Source organism: Cytobacillus sp. QJM3NY_8 (genome assembly GCF_056173585.1).
In genome coordinates this window covers 875,016-887,841 of sequence record NZ_CM149681.1, presented here as the reverse complement: position 1 = coordinate 887,841, position 12,826 = coordinate 875,016, and the positions used below count along the sequence as shown (strand labels likewise).

Annotated in this window: 15 protein-coding genes; 5 read left to right on the top strand and 10 right to left on the bottom strand. The window is 44.8% G+C overall.

Annotated elements, in window-relative coordinates; translation table 11 throughout:
- Positions 1 to 62: 62 nt before the first annotated feature.
- Positions 63 to 941: an aminoglycoside 6-adenylyltransferase gene (locus AC0VZ9_RS04800; RefSeq protein WP_475397072.1), complete on the top strand. Its 879-nt coding sequence runs from the start codon at positions 63 to 65 to the stop codon at positions 939 to 941.
- A 26-nt stretch (positions 942 to 967) separates the two neighbouring features.
- Here the strand turns inward: AC0VZ9_RS04800 and AC0VZ9_RS04795 are convergent, their stop codons facing one another.
- Together AC0VZ9_RS04795 and AC0VZ9_RS04790 are read right to left on the bottom strand one after the other, a co-directional pair.
- Positions 968 to 2,275 (bottom strand): uracil/xanthine transporter, encoded by a 1,308-nt coding sequence (locus AC0VZ9_RS04795; protein WP_217036172.1) that lies wholly within the window; start codon positions 2,273 to 2,275, stop codon positions 968 to 970.
- A 285-nt stretch (positions 2,276 to 2,560) separates the two neighbouring features.
- On the bottom strand, positions 2,561 to 3,787 hold the full coding sequence (locus AC0VZ9_RS04790; RefSeq protein ID WP_475397071.1) for a DUF819 family protein: 1,227 nt from the start codon (positions 3,785 to 3,787) through the stop codon (positions 2,561 to 2,563).
- Between the two features lie 206 nt (positions 3,788 to 3,993).
- Here AC0VZ9_RS04790 and AC0VZ9_RS04785 point away from each other — a divergent pair, with 206 nt between their 5' ends.
- Both AC0VZ9_RS04785 and AC0VZ9_RS04780 read left to right on the top strand, forming a co-directional pair.
- Entirely contained in the window at positions 3,994 to 4,683 is a 690-nt protein-coding gene (locus AC0VZ9_RS04785) for an ABC transporter ATP-binding protein (protein ID WP_019379362.1), read from the top strand.
- On the top strand, positions 4,680 to 6,017 hold the full coding sequence (locus AC0VZ9_RS04780; RefSeq protein ID WP_475397070.1) for an ABC transporter permease: 1,338 nt from the start codon (positions 4,680 to 4,682) through the stop codon (positions 6,015 to 6,017). The genes AC0VZ9_RS04785 and AC0VZ9_RS04780 overlap by 4 nt, the downstream gene beginning before the upstream one ends.
- A gap of 40 nt (positions 6,018 to 6,057) precedes the next feature.
- Here the strand turns inward: AC0VZ9_RS04780 and AC0VZ9_RS04775 are convergent, their stop codons facing one another.
- The 6 genes from AC0VZ9_RS04775 to AC0VZ9_RS04750 form a co-directional block, all read right to left on the bottom strand.
- A complete protein-coding gene (locus AC0VZ9_RS04775; protein ID WP_009335105.1) occupies positions 6,058 to 6,510 on the bottom strand; it encodes an SRPBCC family protein in 453 nt (150 codons plus the stop codon).
- Entirely contained in the window at positions 6,507 to 6,851 is a 345-nt protein-coding gene (locus AC0VZ9_RS04770; RefSeq protein ID WP_019379364.1) for a MerR family transcriptional regulator, read from the bottom strand. Before AC0VZ9_RS04770 ends, AC0VZ9_RS04775 begins: the two co-directional genes overlap by 4 nt.
- Before the next feature lie 244 nt (positions 6,852 to 7,095).
- On the bottom strand, positions 7,096 to 8,025 hold the full coding sequence (locus tag AC0VZ9_RS04765; RefSeq protein WP_475397069.1) for an iron-hydroxamate ABC transporter substrate-binding protein: 930 nt from the start codon (positions 8,023 to 8,025) through the stop codon (positions 7,096 to 7,098).
- Between the two features lie 198 nt (positions 8,026 to 8,223).
- On the bottom strand, positions 8,224 to 8,376 hold the full coding sequence (locus tag AC0VZ9_RS04760; protein WP_475397068.1) for a hypothetical protein: 153 nt from the start codon (positions 8,374 to 8,376) through the stop codon (positions 8,224 to 8,226).
- Positions 8,377 to 8,466: 90 nt separating this feature from the next.
- A complete protein-coding gene (locus tag AC0VZ9_RS04755; RefSeq protein ID WP_009335109.1) occupies positions 8,467 to 8,646 on the bottom strand; it encodes an alpha/beta hydrolase in 180 nt (59 codons plus the stop codon).
- 292 nt (positions 8,647 to 8,938) lie between these two features.
- Positions 8,939 to 9,670: a DUF1836 domain-containing protein gene (locus AC0VZ9_RS04750; RefSeq protein WP_009335111.1), complete on the bottom strand. Its 732-nt coding sequence runs from the start codon at positions 9,668 to 9,670 to the stop codon at positions 8,939 to 8,941.
- Between the two features lie 175 nt (positions 9,671 to 9,845).
- Here AC0VZ9_RS04750 and htpX point away from each other — a divergent pair, with 175 nt between their 5' ends.
- Positions 9,846 to 10,727, top strand: a complete 882-nt coding sequence (htpX, locus tag AC0VZ9_RS04745; RefSeq protein ID WP_009335112.1) for a protease HtpX — start codon at positions 9,846 to 9,848, stop codon at positions 10,725 to 10,727.
- Positions 10,728 to 10,981: 254 nt separating this feature from the next.
- Complete coding sequence (locus AC0VZ9_RS04740; RefSeq protein WP_009335113.1) at positions 10,982 to 11,215, top strand: DUF378 domain-containing protein; 234 nt, start codon at positions 10,982 to 10,984, stop codon at positions 11,213 to 11,215.
- 33 nt (positions 11,216 to 11,248) lie between these two features.
- Here the strand turns inward: AC0VZ9_RS04740 and AC0VZ9_RS04735 are convergent, their stop codons facing one another.
- Positions 11,249 to 11,836, bottom strand: coding sequence for a class I SAM-dependent methyltransferase (locus AC0VZ9_RS04735; protein WP_342025962.1), 588 nt, complete (start codon positions 11,834 to 11,836; stop codon positions 11,249 to 11,251).
- A gap of 73 nt (positions 11,837 to 11,909) precedes the next feature.
- Positions 11,910 to 12,746, bottom strand: coding sequence for an STAS domain-containing protein (locus AC0VZ9_RS04730; RefSeq protein WP_475397067.1), 837 nt, complete (start codon positions 12,744 to 12,746; stop codon positions 11,910 to 11,912).
- Positions 12,747 to 12,826 lie beyond the last annotated feature (80 nt).

The following is a 12,826-nucleotide window of genomic DNA, read 5'->3' as shown; positions in this document are numbered from 1 at the left end:
AGGAGGAATTCCCCCTTAAAGAAAGTATCTTAATAGTATAACCAAACAATCCAGGAGGCCACATGAAATCAAGAACCGAAACCGAGATGATGAATCTGATTTTATCAACAGCCCGGGAAGATGAACGGGTGCGCGCGGTTATTCTGAATGGCTCGCGCGCGAATCCGAATGTGAGGAAGGATATTTTCCAGGATTACGATATTGTATACATAGTTAGGGAAATGGAGTCCTTTACCTGTGATCATAGCTGGGTGGATGTATTTGGCGAGCGGGTTATGATGCAGATGCCGGAGGAGAAGGTGCTGCCGCCTGCCGATGGGCACGGACGCTTCCCCTATTTGATGCAGTTTATGGACGGGAACCGGATTGATCTGACTTTGATTCTGGCTGACGAGATGGATGAGCTGCTGGAGCCCGACAGTCTGAGTGTGCTGCTTCTTGATAAGGATGGACTGATTGGGTACCTGCCGCCAGCCAGTGACCGGGATTATCTGATCAAGAAACCGGATGCCCAGGAATTTGCAGATCTCTGCAATGAATTTTGGTGGATCACGATGAATATCAGCAAAGGGCTTTGGCGCAGGGAGCTTACTTATGCGATGTTTATGCATGAGCAGATCAACCGCAATGTGCTAATTACCATGCTCGAATGGAAGGTTGGCATCACAGACGATTTTACAAAGAGCGCAGGCAAAGCCGGCAAGTATCTGCCCGATTTTCTTCCTGACGAGGTATGGGAGCAGTTCGAATCCACCTATTCAGACGCCGATTTTCATCACATATGGGAAGCCCTTTTTACAATGTGCTCCCTTTTCAGAGAAACGGCCGTCGAGGTCGCAGAAAAGCTGGGCTTCGAATACCCGTTTGAAGATGATAAGCGTGTAACTGCTTTTTTAAAGCATGTCCGCATCCTGCCTGCCAATGCATCATCCATCCATTAAAAAAATCCCCTTCACAGGGGATTTTTCTAGTTATTCTTCAATTCCAGCTGTTCGAACGCAGACCAGTTCACCATTTTTTCAAGAAGAATGGAGATCAGGACGCCCATCAAAAGCCCGTTAGATAGGAATGGCTGAATCAAAACCGGCAATTCTGCGAATACCGCGGCCGGTGTATTCATCAAACTGATTCCGATCAGGACGGGTGCGGCTAAACGGAATATTGTGTCTGAGTTGAACACTTTTCCGCTTAAGCTGTTGAAAGCTGTCCCGAATAACTGCAGATATGCGACAAACAGCACGGCGTTCCCGACTGTTACCGGCATGCCCGCCAGCCATGACCCGAGATGCGGAATCAGGCCAATGACCGTCAGGAGCGCGCCGCCGATGAAGAATGGTGTTCTCATCAATATTCTCGTGCTTTGCAGAAATCCGATCGATGAGGTGAATGGCGTATACGGCACGAGACCAAACCCGCTTCCCATCACTGTGAAAACTGCGGTGATAAAAATCGATCCGCGGTATTCGCGTTTCCCGGATTCTTTTTTAAATAAACGGTCACTGGAGCTGATGGAAGCGACTGTGTTGCTCAGGTTCATCAGACTGGCAAAAAAGGCGACGGCCACAATTCCGATTTCGAGGTTAGGCTGTCCCAGCGGAAACAGTGTAAAGCTCACATCTCCGGACGCTGTCCCCTGCATCGCTTGACCGGCAAACAGGAGATCATAGCCTATCCATCCTGCCAGCAATCCTATTAAGATGGAAAAATTACTGATGACGGCGTTCCCTTTTAATTTTAATAAACTCACAAAAATGACGAGTGCAAAGGAATAAAGGGTGATGGGAACATCAATGGTGCCCTGTTCACTGACCTTCATCATGCCTTTGAAAAAGATGAAAATCAGCTGGAAGGTTAATAGGAACAGGTAAACGGACATCACCATCGGGCTGAATATCGATTTTAGCAGAGAGATGCCGTTGAAAGCTGCTAGAATTAGAGTGACAGCCGAAGCGAGCAGTACGCCTGTCGCAATTCCGCCCCCGATTTCCGTATAGCTCATGCCAAGGGACGATGCCGACAGTCCAAGGTTTAAGATGACTCCCCACAGCAAGCCGGAATGGCCTTCCATGAGCGGATACCGATGCCCTTTCCAGCCTTGAAAAATGGTTGCCAGCCCCGTAAAGATAAGCGAGGCTCTCAGCATCATCGCAATCGTTTCTCCCGGCAGCCCGAAGACTGTTCCAACCGAAATTGGGACCATCACTGTATTAGCAAAAATAAAAAATAGCCATTGAACAGAAGAAAATATCGTTACGGTACCAAACCGTTTATCCAAGGTATCAACACCGCTTTCTATTATTTCGTTTCTCTAAAAATAAACCAGCTATTATTATAGTACAAATCGCGAAAAATTTCTTTGGATTTTTCTTGCAGAAGGATGGAATTTGGAAGAAAGCGGAGCTGGAGCCTGGAATATCAGCGGCTGAGCGATATATTGAAAAGCTGACCGATAAAGTGAAATTTTGACCGTTATCCATTAATTGACCGAAATACTAGAGATGTTAACGGCCATGCAAAATAGAAAAAACCCGCAAAATCCATTGCGGGCGCTTCTCCATTTTTACATAAACCCCGAAAACCACAGTCCGAGCGCGGTTCCGACGTAGTTGCCGATGATATAGCCCAGCGTTCCGACGACGAGTATGGGTCCGATCAGATCCTTCCAGCCTTTGGCGATGGCCATGGCGGCAGCGGTAGTCGGGCCGCCGACATTGGCATTGCTGGCCAAAAGGATTTCTTCGAGGTCATATTTTAGCAGTTTGCCTGCTGTTAAAGATACAGTCAGGTTCACTACGACGATAATGAACACAAACACCAGCAGCAGCGGGGCATTTTCGATAATCAGCGGAATCGATGCCGGGATGCCGATCACGACAAAGAACAGGTAAATCAGGAATGTGCCGATTTCCTGGCTTCCGTTAATAGACTCGAAGTACCTCGGAAACATGGCCAATACCAGGAACGTCAGAGTGGTCAGCATCAAATACTTGTCTCCAAACAGCCCGTTTACGAGATTGATAAAGAAAGAAACGTCATCCCCGGAAGGAATGGCGGAGTCCAGGAATTCAGCAACTTTAAATGAAACAATCACCAGCAAAAAAGCTGTTCCGACGGATAACGCGATATCCTTTAAGGAGATGTCCTTTCGCTTCCAATAGCTTTCCGCAAGTGTCTTCCCCTCTACTCCTATACTGCCGCTTTCCACCTGGTCTACATGCGGCGTTTTAAACCGGCGCCGGAAAAAGCCAATGGCCGGTACCATCATCAGAACGACGAAGTAAATGGCCATCATTAAATTATCGGCGACTACTGCGGCTGATACCATTTCTCCAGGCATCTCGAACTTTGCTGCCATGGCCGCGAAGTTTACCCCGCCGCCAATATAGGACGCGCTGAGCATCGCGCCTAGTTTATCAAGGACAGGTATATGATCTTTCAGTAAAAAGAAACTGATGATCACCCCTGCCACTGTCCCGATGGAGCTGATCAGAAAGATAATCAGCAGACGGCCGCTTTCCTGCCAGATTCTTTTAATCTTCACATGAAAAAGAAGCAATGGGATCGCAAGCGGAATGATAAAAGTCCAGACTGCATCGTATACAGGCGATGCTGTCGGAATAATGCCGGTATTGGATAGAATGATGGCGCCAATCAGGGTAACAATCGCCCCTGAAATTTTTGCTGCCCAGCTGTAACGCTGCTCCAGATAGATGCTTGCCGAGGCCCATACCACAATAATTCCCCATAGTGTTACATAATCATCAGCTTTAATAAGTGTCTGCTCCAATAACATTTCCTCCTTTTTTACAGTGTCACTACTACTCATAGTAGCTCTATCTCTTTAAAAATTCAAAATATTCAAACCGGACGGAATTGATTCAACAAAATTCGGGTGGTGCCTGTCACCAAAAATTATTTTATATTTTTTTGAAGCCGAAAGTGCCCTTTCGTACGTCTAGATTGCAGACACTTTTTTAGAAGGAAGGTTATTGCGTGATAGAAGTTAGAGAATTAAGCCATGCGTTTGAGATTGGCAAAAAAGAAAAGAAGACGGTAATTCCGGTATTGGAGGATGTTTCTTTTTCAGTGGAAAAAGGCGAGATTGTCACGATTGTGGGCAGGAGCGGATCCGGGAAGTCGACGCTCTTGAATATCATCAGCGGTTTTATTAAGCCAAAGCATGGGGAGGTCTGGATACAGGGTGAAAAGGTCAGTGACTATAACGAAGGCAAATTCGCTGATTTCCGCCTGGCGAATCTCGGATTCATTTTCCAGAGCTTTCAGCTGATTCCGAGCATGACGGCTTACCAAAATGTCGAGCTCCCTCTCATTCTCAAAGGGATGACTGAAAAGGAAAGACAGCAGAAGACGGAAGAGACGTTAAAGCGGGTAGGCCTTATCGAATATAAAGATCATTATCCAAGTGAGCTTTCCGGCGGACAGCAGCAGCGCGTCAGCATCGCCCGGGCGCTTGTGGTAAATCCTCCCCTCATTCTGGCTGATGAACCGACAGGCAGCCTGGACAGTGAAACAGAAAACGAGCTGCTGCAGTTCATTCAAGAGCTGAACCGGGATCTGGGCATCACGTTTCTGATTATTACGCACGACGAAAAAGTGGCAGCCATCGGCCATAAGACAATTGAAATCACAGATGGAAGGGTTATGGAGGGTGTATTGGCATGAATTTAAAAGATCAATTCAGATTTGTAAGGCAAAATATGAAAAAGAATAAAACAAGGCTGTTTATGACGATTTTAGCCACAGCGATTGGATGTACCTTTCTGATTGTGCTGGCATCGGTCGGATTCGGGCTTCATAAATCGATCATCCAGGATGTAATGGAAGACAGCCTTGTTACGGAAGTCCAGGTTCACGGCAAGGAAGCGGGCGAAGGAAATTTTCAGGGCATCAAAGATGAAGATATCAAACATTTTCAAGAAATCACCGGGGTAAAAGCAGTTACCCGCAGGCAATCTCTGCAGCAAAGCCCGATCTTTAAAACAGGGGATTATACCTCTCAATCAGAAGCTGTTTCGGCCTATTTCCCGGAAGAAGTGAAAGCAGGATTCGAGCTTTCTGAAGGAAGACTCCCGGAAAAAGGGAATGAAGTGGTGGTTGGCTCCTCCTTTGCGGATGGTCTGTCTCTGGAGCCGAAAGAAGGAGAGAATGCCTTTAATGAGGATGGAACGATAAAAGAAGAATACGCCTACAAGGGTGAGTTAGTCGGAAAGACGATTGAAATGGAAGTTATCAAAATGGAGGAAGGCAAGGAAATCAAAAAGTCCATTCCCCTGACCATAACCGGGGTCACGAAAAAGCCTTCTAAAGAATGGATGCAGATCCGCACGGTCTTCATTTCCGAAGATATTTTTAAGGAAGTGGAAGCATTCACCGGTACACCTGCCGGCAGTCCGGAGCAAGTGGAGGGAGCTTCCGAGGATACTGGCCGAATATACGATACTGTCAGCCTTTACGCTAAAGATGTCGAGGCTGTCACAGGCATCAATGACCAATTGAAAGACGGCAATTATATGGTTTATTCCATCGTGAACGAGATGAAGCAGATTAATATGGTTTTTACGATTTTAAAAATCGGTCTTCTCTTCATCGGTACCATTGCTTTGATCATTGCCTCCATCGGCATTTATAATACGATGACGATGGCCGTTACGGAGCGCGCCCCCGATATCGGGATCATGAAAGCGATCGGCGCCCATCCGAAAACGATTAAGCGGATCTTTGTCCTTGAAAGCAGCTATATCGGCCTGCTTGGCGCCCTGTTTGGGACGATTGTTGCTTATGGAATCAGCTATGCGGTCAACCTGGCCCTTCCGCTCGTGCTGGAAAGAGTATTTGAGGAAGCCCCGCCTGAGGGCCTCATGCTTTCCTACATTCCGTGGTCCCTGACATTGATCAGTGTGGCGATTTGTCTGACAGTTACCATCTTCTCAGGCTGGCGTCCGGCCAAGCGCGCGACACAAGTGGATGTGCTGAAGGCAATGAGACGGGAAGTTTAATAGATAAAACATCGCTGGTATGAGCCGGCGGTGTTTTTTATTATAACTTGAATGCTTCTTCGCGAACCTTCTGCAAAAATTCTTCAACCACTTTCAGGTTGTTTTTATCGCCGCCAAGCTTCAGCATGGCCCTTCCTACGAAGTTAACCCCTTTATTTTCCCCTTCATAAATAAACCTGGTATGGGAGTCATCGATTTTGACCAGCGTAAATGCGAGGGTGATTTCAAAGGCCTTTCCCAATACAAAATGGATCTGCTTATGCTTTTTATCCTCTGCATTCTCATATGCCAGCGTTTCGACAATATAAGTTTCCTGGCGCTTGCCTTCTCTGTAGGTTTGCCTGTGCTTTGCCCCTGCTTCATGTTCCCTTTTTTCGATCAGGGTGTGCTCTTCGACCTTGGGCATGATTTTCTTTATGTGCTGGTCGGAAAACAACCTCCACACCTTTTCAATATTCCTTTCAATCATGATTTCTTCTTTCCATTGAATCACGATTCTTCCTCCTTCCCCGATTCCAAAAAGGCATCGATTTCATCTATTTGGCCTTGAAGCTCTTCCATTTGTTTCTCGATCAGTTTTCTTTTTTGCAGCAGCAATGCTTCCAGATTGGCGAATGATTCATCCTCCATCACGGAAATCATTTCCTGAATGGTGAAGCCTAGTCTTCTTAGTTTTATTAACAGAATAGCCAAAAAATAGCTGCCGTCATCGTAATACCGGTAATTGTTTTTTGAGTCAATAAAAGCAGGCTCCAGCAGCTTCACTTCTGCGTAATATCGCAATGTTTCCTTCGTTAACCCGGTCATTTCCGAAAACTCGCTGATCTTGTACATCGCTTCCTCCCATTTATCTTAAACTGTGGGGTGCACCACACGGTCAATGCTTTTTTAAATAATATTTTGTATTATGTATATCACAATGCACATCCGATAGAAAGAGATAGAAAAAGCCTCAGGCGGCATGAACCGCTGAGGCTTTATTCCGTTATAGATTTCAACCAGGGAGCGAATCGCTTCCTCTTCCTATTCTTATTTTGCATACTCGCCAATATAGGATTAATCGATTGAATTGCTGCCATTATTTTCCTTTAGTTAATTCATTCACTATAAATTCCAGCTGATTTTCAAGGGAAATGGCATCGTTAAACCAAAATGATTCGGAATCAAATTCTATCACCTTGTTGTTTTGTACAGCAGGAATTTCCTTCCATACACTTGTATCCATAAAGGATCCCTTCTTTGTTTCATCTCCTGTTCCAACAAACATAAAGTCACCGGCGTATTCTGGGATTAACTCAGTCGATATGGATTTATAGCCGGGTCCAAACACATCCTTTTCTACCTTATCAGGTGCCTGAATTCCAAGGGCCTGATAAATGATTTCCGTTCCCCGTCCCCAATTCTTTCCGTAAATATATGTTTCTTTTCCCATTGTTTCGAGTACTGTTACAGTTACATCCTCACCAATGGCAGCTCTTACCTTTTCCTTTTCTTCTTTAGCTTTTTCAGTCCATTCTTCTACCCATTTTTCTGCTTCATTTTCTTTCCCTACAATTTTCCCAATTTCAATATGCTGCTGTAAATAATCGTACTCTGTATTTGTCAGGGCAACAGTTGGAGCAATTTCCGAGTATTTCTTTAGATTCTTATCAGACGAAAAAGCAATAATTAAATCTGGCTCCAATTCTATTAACTTTTCGATGGACCCTTCCGCAACAACTTCTGTATTTTCTAGGTTATCCCCGAAAAATTTGTTTCCTTTTACCCATTCATTCACGGCAACAGGGGTAATTCCAAGCTTCAATACATTCCCCACATAGATATGTGCCAATACCGCCACCCTTTTAGGCTTGGCAGGAACCTGGACATCTCCATCTTCTCCATGGTATGTCCTTGTGCCAGAGTCAGCGCTTGCCCTTGATGTTTTGCCTGAGCTTTCTCCGCAGGCAGATAAAATACACGCTAACAACAGTGTGATGACAATTAATATAAACTTCGTTTTTTTCACTGGTTTTCATCTCCATCATATTTTTCTATCAACAGCAAGTGTAAATGATTATCATTATCAATAAGAATAAAACAGTTCAGCTCGTTTTTCAATTCATTTTTATCATATATTTTATTTCTAATAGAATTTGAACCGCATCTATTCTCCATTTAAATATAAAAAACCTCAAAAGCAACAACCGTTAAGGTACTTGTACTTTTATGGTTTTAACACAAATCTCAAAGACCTGCTTAAAGCGGCAGGCACTACAGAGATATAGTTTTCCCCCTCGGCGATATCCAGCATAATATCAAGCCGTGAATCCTTCAAGAGGGTTAAGCGCTCTGCCAATTCCTTTACATCCTCCACCATGAATCGTTTTTCCCACCAAATCGAGGGGCTGCTGATCATATAGCTATGAAAAGCTTCCGGCTTTGTAAAAAGCGCATACAGACCAAACAGTCACCCTAAGGAATGGCCAAAGAAGATGTGCCTCGCAGGATCAGCCTCAAACATTTCATTCACCTTCGGCTTCAGTTCCTGTTCAATAAATTGCAGGAATTTCCCGCTCCCCCGCTCCTTGGCCATGGCTTCCGGAGAATCTTCTGTCATTTCAAAAGTGAACTCCGGCGGGGAATCCAATATCCCTTATTCTCCTTAAACCGGAAGCGGTCCTTTTCGATCGTTAAATCTCCCGCTCCGTTCACAACGGCGAGCAATATATGCTGATTGGTAAACTGATCCTCCAGCTGCCACTGCATTTCTTCTTTTATATTTCTATTTTTCTCAGCCTGAATATGAGGTCTTCTAACGCAAAGCAATCAGTATTTATTTCTAACACTCCTGTTCTTTCTAGCAATAATGATCATCAATATCACTTTATAAAACAAGAGCACAAAAAAACATCGCCCTCTAGTTGCGATGTTTTCTTGGCTTACCCATTTAAAAATAAGGTAGCTGTTACATATTTCTTTGTCAGCGACTTGTAGTAGGCCGATAAAACTGTCAGTGAAGCCGTTACAAGAATATTGGAAACGATGTCTTTCTGGTTTTCAGTAAAATCCTGGAAACTCTCCATTGTTTTCAATGCTTCTTTTTTGATGCACTGTTCTGTCTGATCGTATATGCTTTTTTCGGCACCATTGTGCTGATGGACCTTTTCAAAAATGGCCGCGTAAGCAGAATAAAAAGGGATCGGCCCAATCAGGTCGTCTGTGCGGTCATCCAGATCATTAAAAAGGAGGGCAAGAATTTTTCGGATCGAATCGAAATCAAGCGTCGCTTTCAGATCCTCCACGATAAAAAGCATGGCAGCCTGGTCGGCCGAATATTTCTTGCCGAGCTGCGGACTGCCTATCAGGTCCTTAACATCCCGCTTCACCCAGTTTTGCACAGCAGTCGAAGATAGATGGGTAAATTCAATCTGGTTTCCCAGTGCGACAATTTCATTGATGGAAAAGCCGATTTTCTGCAAATCTGCCCGCAGCAACTTTTCAAATATAGCCGGCATTTTGGTATCCAGAAAAGCTTCCGTTGATATTCCTTTCTTTTCATGAGCGGCCGCCCATGCCTGCTGGAGAATTTGTTTGGGTGAATGCCCCCCTTCCCCCTTCAGCGACAGAAGGAAGTCAGCCATGCTTTTCCTCGATAGCTGGAATAATTCCAAGATAATCAGCCCCTGCGTTCTCTTTTCGATGCTTTCATCCTAATGGTTTACATGATAACAGTCAACGTCTATTTCCTTACCGCCTAGTTTTTACTTGTCATTTTAATCGAAAAATTGTATTATATAGTCAGATGACAAGTTCATATGAACTCAAAATAGATTAAAGGGTGAGGAAATGGGTAAACGTATTTTTTACTTTTTATTGACGAACGTGCTGGTTCTATTGACCATCAGTATTATTTTCTCGCTGATTGGCGGAGGTAATTACATCAATGCCCAGGGCGGCATTGATTTCGGCGCATTGCTTGTGGTCAGTGCCGTAATTGGTTTCACTGGCTCCTTCATTTCCCTGTGGATGTCCCGCTGGATGGCCAAGAGAATGATGAATGTTCAGGTGCTGGATCCGAATAGTTCCCTTTCAGCAGCTGAACGCGACATCGTGGAAAAAGTTCATCGCCTATCAAGAGCAGCAGGCTTAACACATATGCCTGAAGTGGGAATCTACCATTCCCCTGAAGTGAACGCTTTTGCAACAGGTCCTACGAAAAAACGCTCTCTTGTGGCGGTTTCAACTGGATTGCTCCAGGAAATGGATGACGATGCCATTGAAGGTGTCATCGCCCATGAGGTCGCACACATCGCGAACGGAGACATGGTCACCATGACCCTTCTCCAGGGGGTTGTCAACACATTCGTTGTCTTCCTTGCTCGAATCGCAGCCTGGGTGGCATCCCGTTTTGTCAGAGAAGAAATGGCGCCGATTGTACACTTTATAGCTGTAATCGTGTTCCAAATCGCCTTTTCAATCCTTGGAAGCCTTGTGGTCTTCGCCTACTCCCGCCACCGTGAGTTCCATGCGGACCGCGGGGGTGCTGACCTTGCCGGCAAAGACAAAATGACACATGCCCTGCAGATGCTGAAGGCCTACTCCAGCCGCATCAAGGGTGAAGAGCAGACAGCGATCTCCACTTTGAAAATTAATAACAGAAGCAAAGCTTCACTGTTCTCGACGCATCCGGATTTGGATGAGCGTATCAGACGTTTGAGTGCGAAGTAAGCAGAAAAGCGCACACGCCTTGTCCACCCCGACACTCGAGGGGGAGGCTGCTTGTGTTAGACATATGAAAAGGGTGCCCTGGATGGGGCACCCTTTTCATATTCTTTCATCTCTAACTCTCTGAAAATTGTTTGTCCCCTCAATATCCGGGTAATCTCCTAATAGACAGCAGGAAAAGCATCGGGACTAAAGCTGTGACGGTTTGTCCCGATGCAGCACCCTGGAAAATTTATTAACACGAGGAGGCTATGAACATGAACGGTTTCCAGCGCATTGCACTTGTACTGACGATTATTGGAGCCATCAATTGGGGGCTGATTGGGTTTTTCCAATTTGATTTAGTTGCCAGCTTATTCGGAGGACAGGATGCAGTTTTATCAAGAATAATCTATGGTTTAGTGGGAATTGCCGGATTGATCAATCTAGGACTCCTCTTTAAACCGAGCCGTGAATATGAAAGAGAACCGGAATCAAGGCCTGTTCGATAAAAGAAATTCCCCCTCCAATATGGCTGGGGGGGTTCAATCAAACGTTTGATTAAACCGATAGACCAAAAAACGCTCATTTTCATCGCCCTCGAGGACCACCTCTTTTATCAGCTCAAACGGGGTGCTGTTTTCCAGATAAAAAATATAATCTTCTGAAGGGTAATATAAGATGATGTCCATTTTGCGCGGGTTCTCTTCGGCTGAGAGCAGGATGCTGTTGACGACTTTCATAAAGATCTTCACCGAAAACGGATTGAAAAAGTAAAAGTGGCTGTCCTGCGGTGTTATTTCATACTCCTGAGCCAGGATGCACTGAAAGCTGATTCTGGCTTTTTCTCCTTTGTAAGTCCGCAGGTTTTCCAGTGCCTCACGGTAAAAGTCCTCACTCATCTCCACGCCGGCAGCAGATGCCCGAAATGTATGGTGAATATAAAAAGGCAGCCTGCCTTTGCCGCAGCCGAAATCCACCAGGCGGTCGCTGCTTCTTAACCCGTATTCACTGAACAGTTTTTCCAGGCCTTGATATGGAGTTGGCTCGTAGCGGTGGTAGTGGAAAGATTTATGGAATCCTATTTGGTCACCGCTTGTATGGATGTTAAGTATTTCATCAAAATTTTTCATGCTGGATTCCTCCGCTAAAAAATGCCTGCCGCCATCCCAATTGGACAGCACCAGGCATTGTGATATGTTGTATTTATTTCGATTCATTCCCTAGATATTCTTTTAAAGTCTGCTGCAATGTTCCCTTTGTTTCCGCCTGATTTTCGAATGAAACGCCGGCATGGATCATTTTTCGGACAAGTTCAGCACGAAGGCCTGTAAGAACCGCCTCGCATCCCATCATTTTGATGCCGCTGAGGATCTTTTTGAAGTGTACAATGACATCGATTTCCATATCGGCAATTCCGGAGAGATCCATGATTAAGGTCTGGATTTTAATGGATGAGATATCCATCAGAACTTTCTCTTCAATCGTCTGAATCCGGTAAGAATCAATCATGCCAATCAGCGGCAGAACAGCAACAGAAGTGCTGACTGGGATAATCGGCACTGACAAATGCTCAACCAGTTTGCGCTGTGATTTAAGCATCTCATCTTTATAATCAGAGTAGCTGATGAAGAAGTTATTTAAAAATTGGTCAACATGGTCATTTACATTCTTTTCCAGAATATAAAAGTCCTCTCCTACTCTATTCCTCCCTTTAATTTTGTCGTATTGGAATAAGAAGTGCCACAAAGTACGCCGGATCGCCTGTACCCATTCCAGCTTAAATGAAAGTGTCAGGGAATGCTCGGCCCAGGCAACACCTTCCTGCCTGGCAAAGGCAATCAGCTCTTCTTCTTCATTTTCGACAACATATAAAGCCAGCCTCTCGGCATTTTTTAAAAGATCGATATTGCCTCTTTGCAGGATTTCATTGATTTTAGAGGCAACATTTACAGCCTCGGACAGTAATTTCGCCTGAAAATTCTCACGATTCACAACAATAAATTCTGCTATATCCTTAGTTTCTTTGTAAGTTGCTTCCATTTTAAGCATACGCCCCTTTGTTTTATATACTATACACTTTCGGTTTAATCACGGAAAATCCTTCTTGAACTTAATATGGA

Bases quoted from the DNA above. Each gene is read 5' to 3' on its own strand.
- AC0VZ9_RS04760 (WP_475397068.1), bottom strand. From the start codon at position 8,376: ATGGTGGAGGATGTAAAGGAATTGGCAGAGCGCTTAACCCTCTTGAAG.
- AC0VZ9_RS04740 (WP_009335113.1), top strand. From the start codon at position 10,982: ATGAACGGTTTCCAGCGCATTGCACTTGTACTGACGATTATTGGAGCC.
- htpX (WP_009335112.1), top strand. From the start codon at position 9,846: ATGGGTAAACGTATTTTTTACTTTTTATTGACGAACGTGCTGGTTCTA.
- AC0VZ9_RS04730 (WP_475397067.1), bottom strand. From the start codon at position 12,746: ATGGAAGCAACTTACAAAGAAACTAAGGATATAGCAGAATTTATTGTT.
- AC0VZ9_RS04780 (WP_475397070.1), top strand. From the start codon at position 4,680: ATGAATTTAAAAGATCAATTCAGATTTGTAAGGCAAAATATGAAAAAG.
- AC0VZ9_RS04800 (WP_475397072.1), top strand. From the start codon at position 63: ATGAAATCAAGAACCGAAACCGAGATGATGAATCTGATTTTATCAACA.
- AC0VZ9_RS04735 (WP_342025962.1), bottom strand. From the start codon at position 11,836: ATGAAAAATTTTGATGAAATACTTAACATCCATACAAGCGGTGACCAA.
- AC0VZ9_RS04770 (WP_019379364.1), bottom strand. From the start codon at position 6,851: ATGTACAAGATCAGCGAGTTTTCGGAAATGACCGGGTTAACGAAGGAA.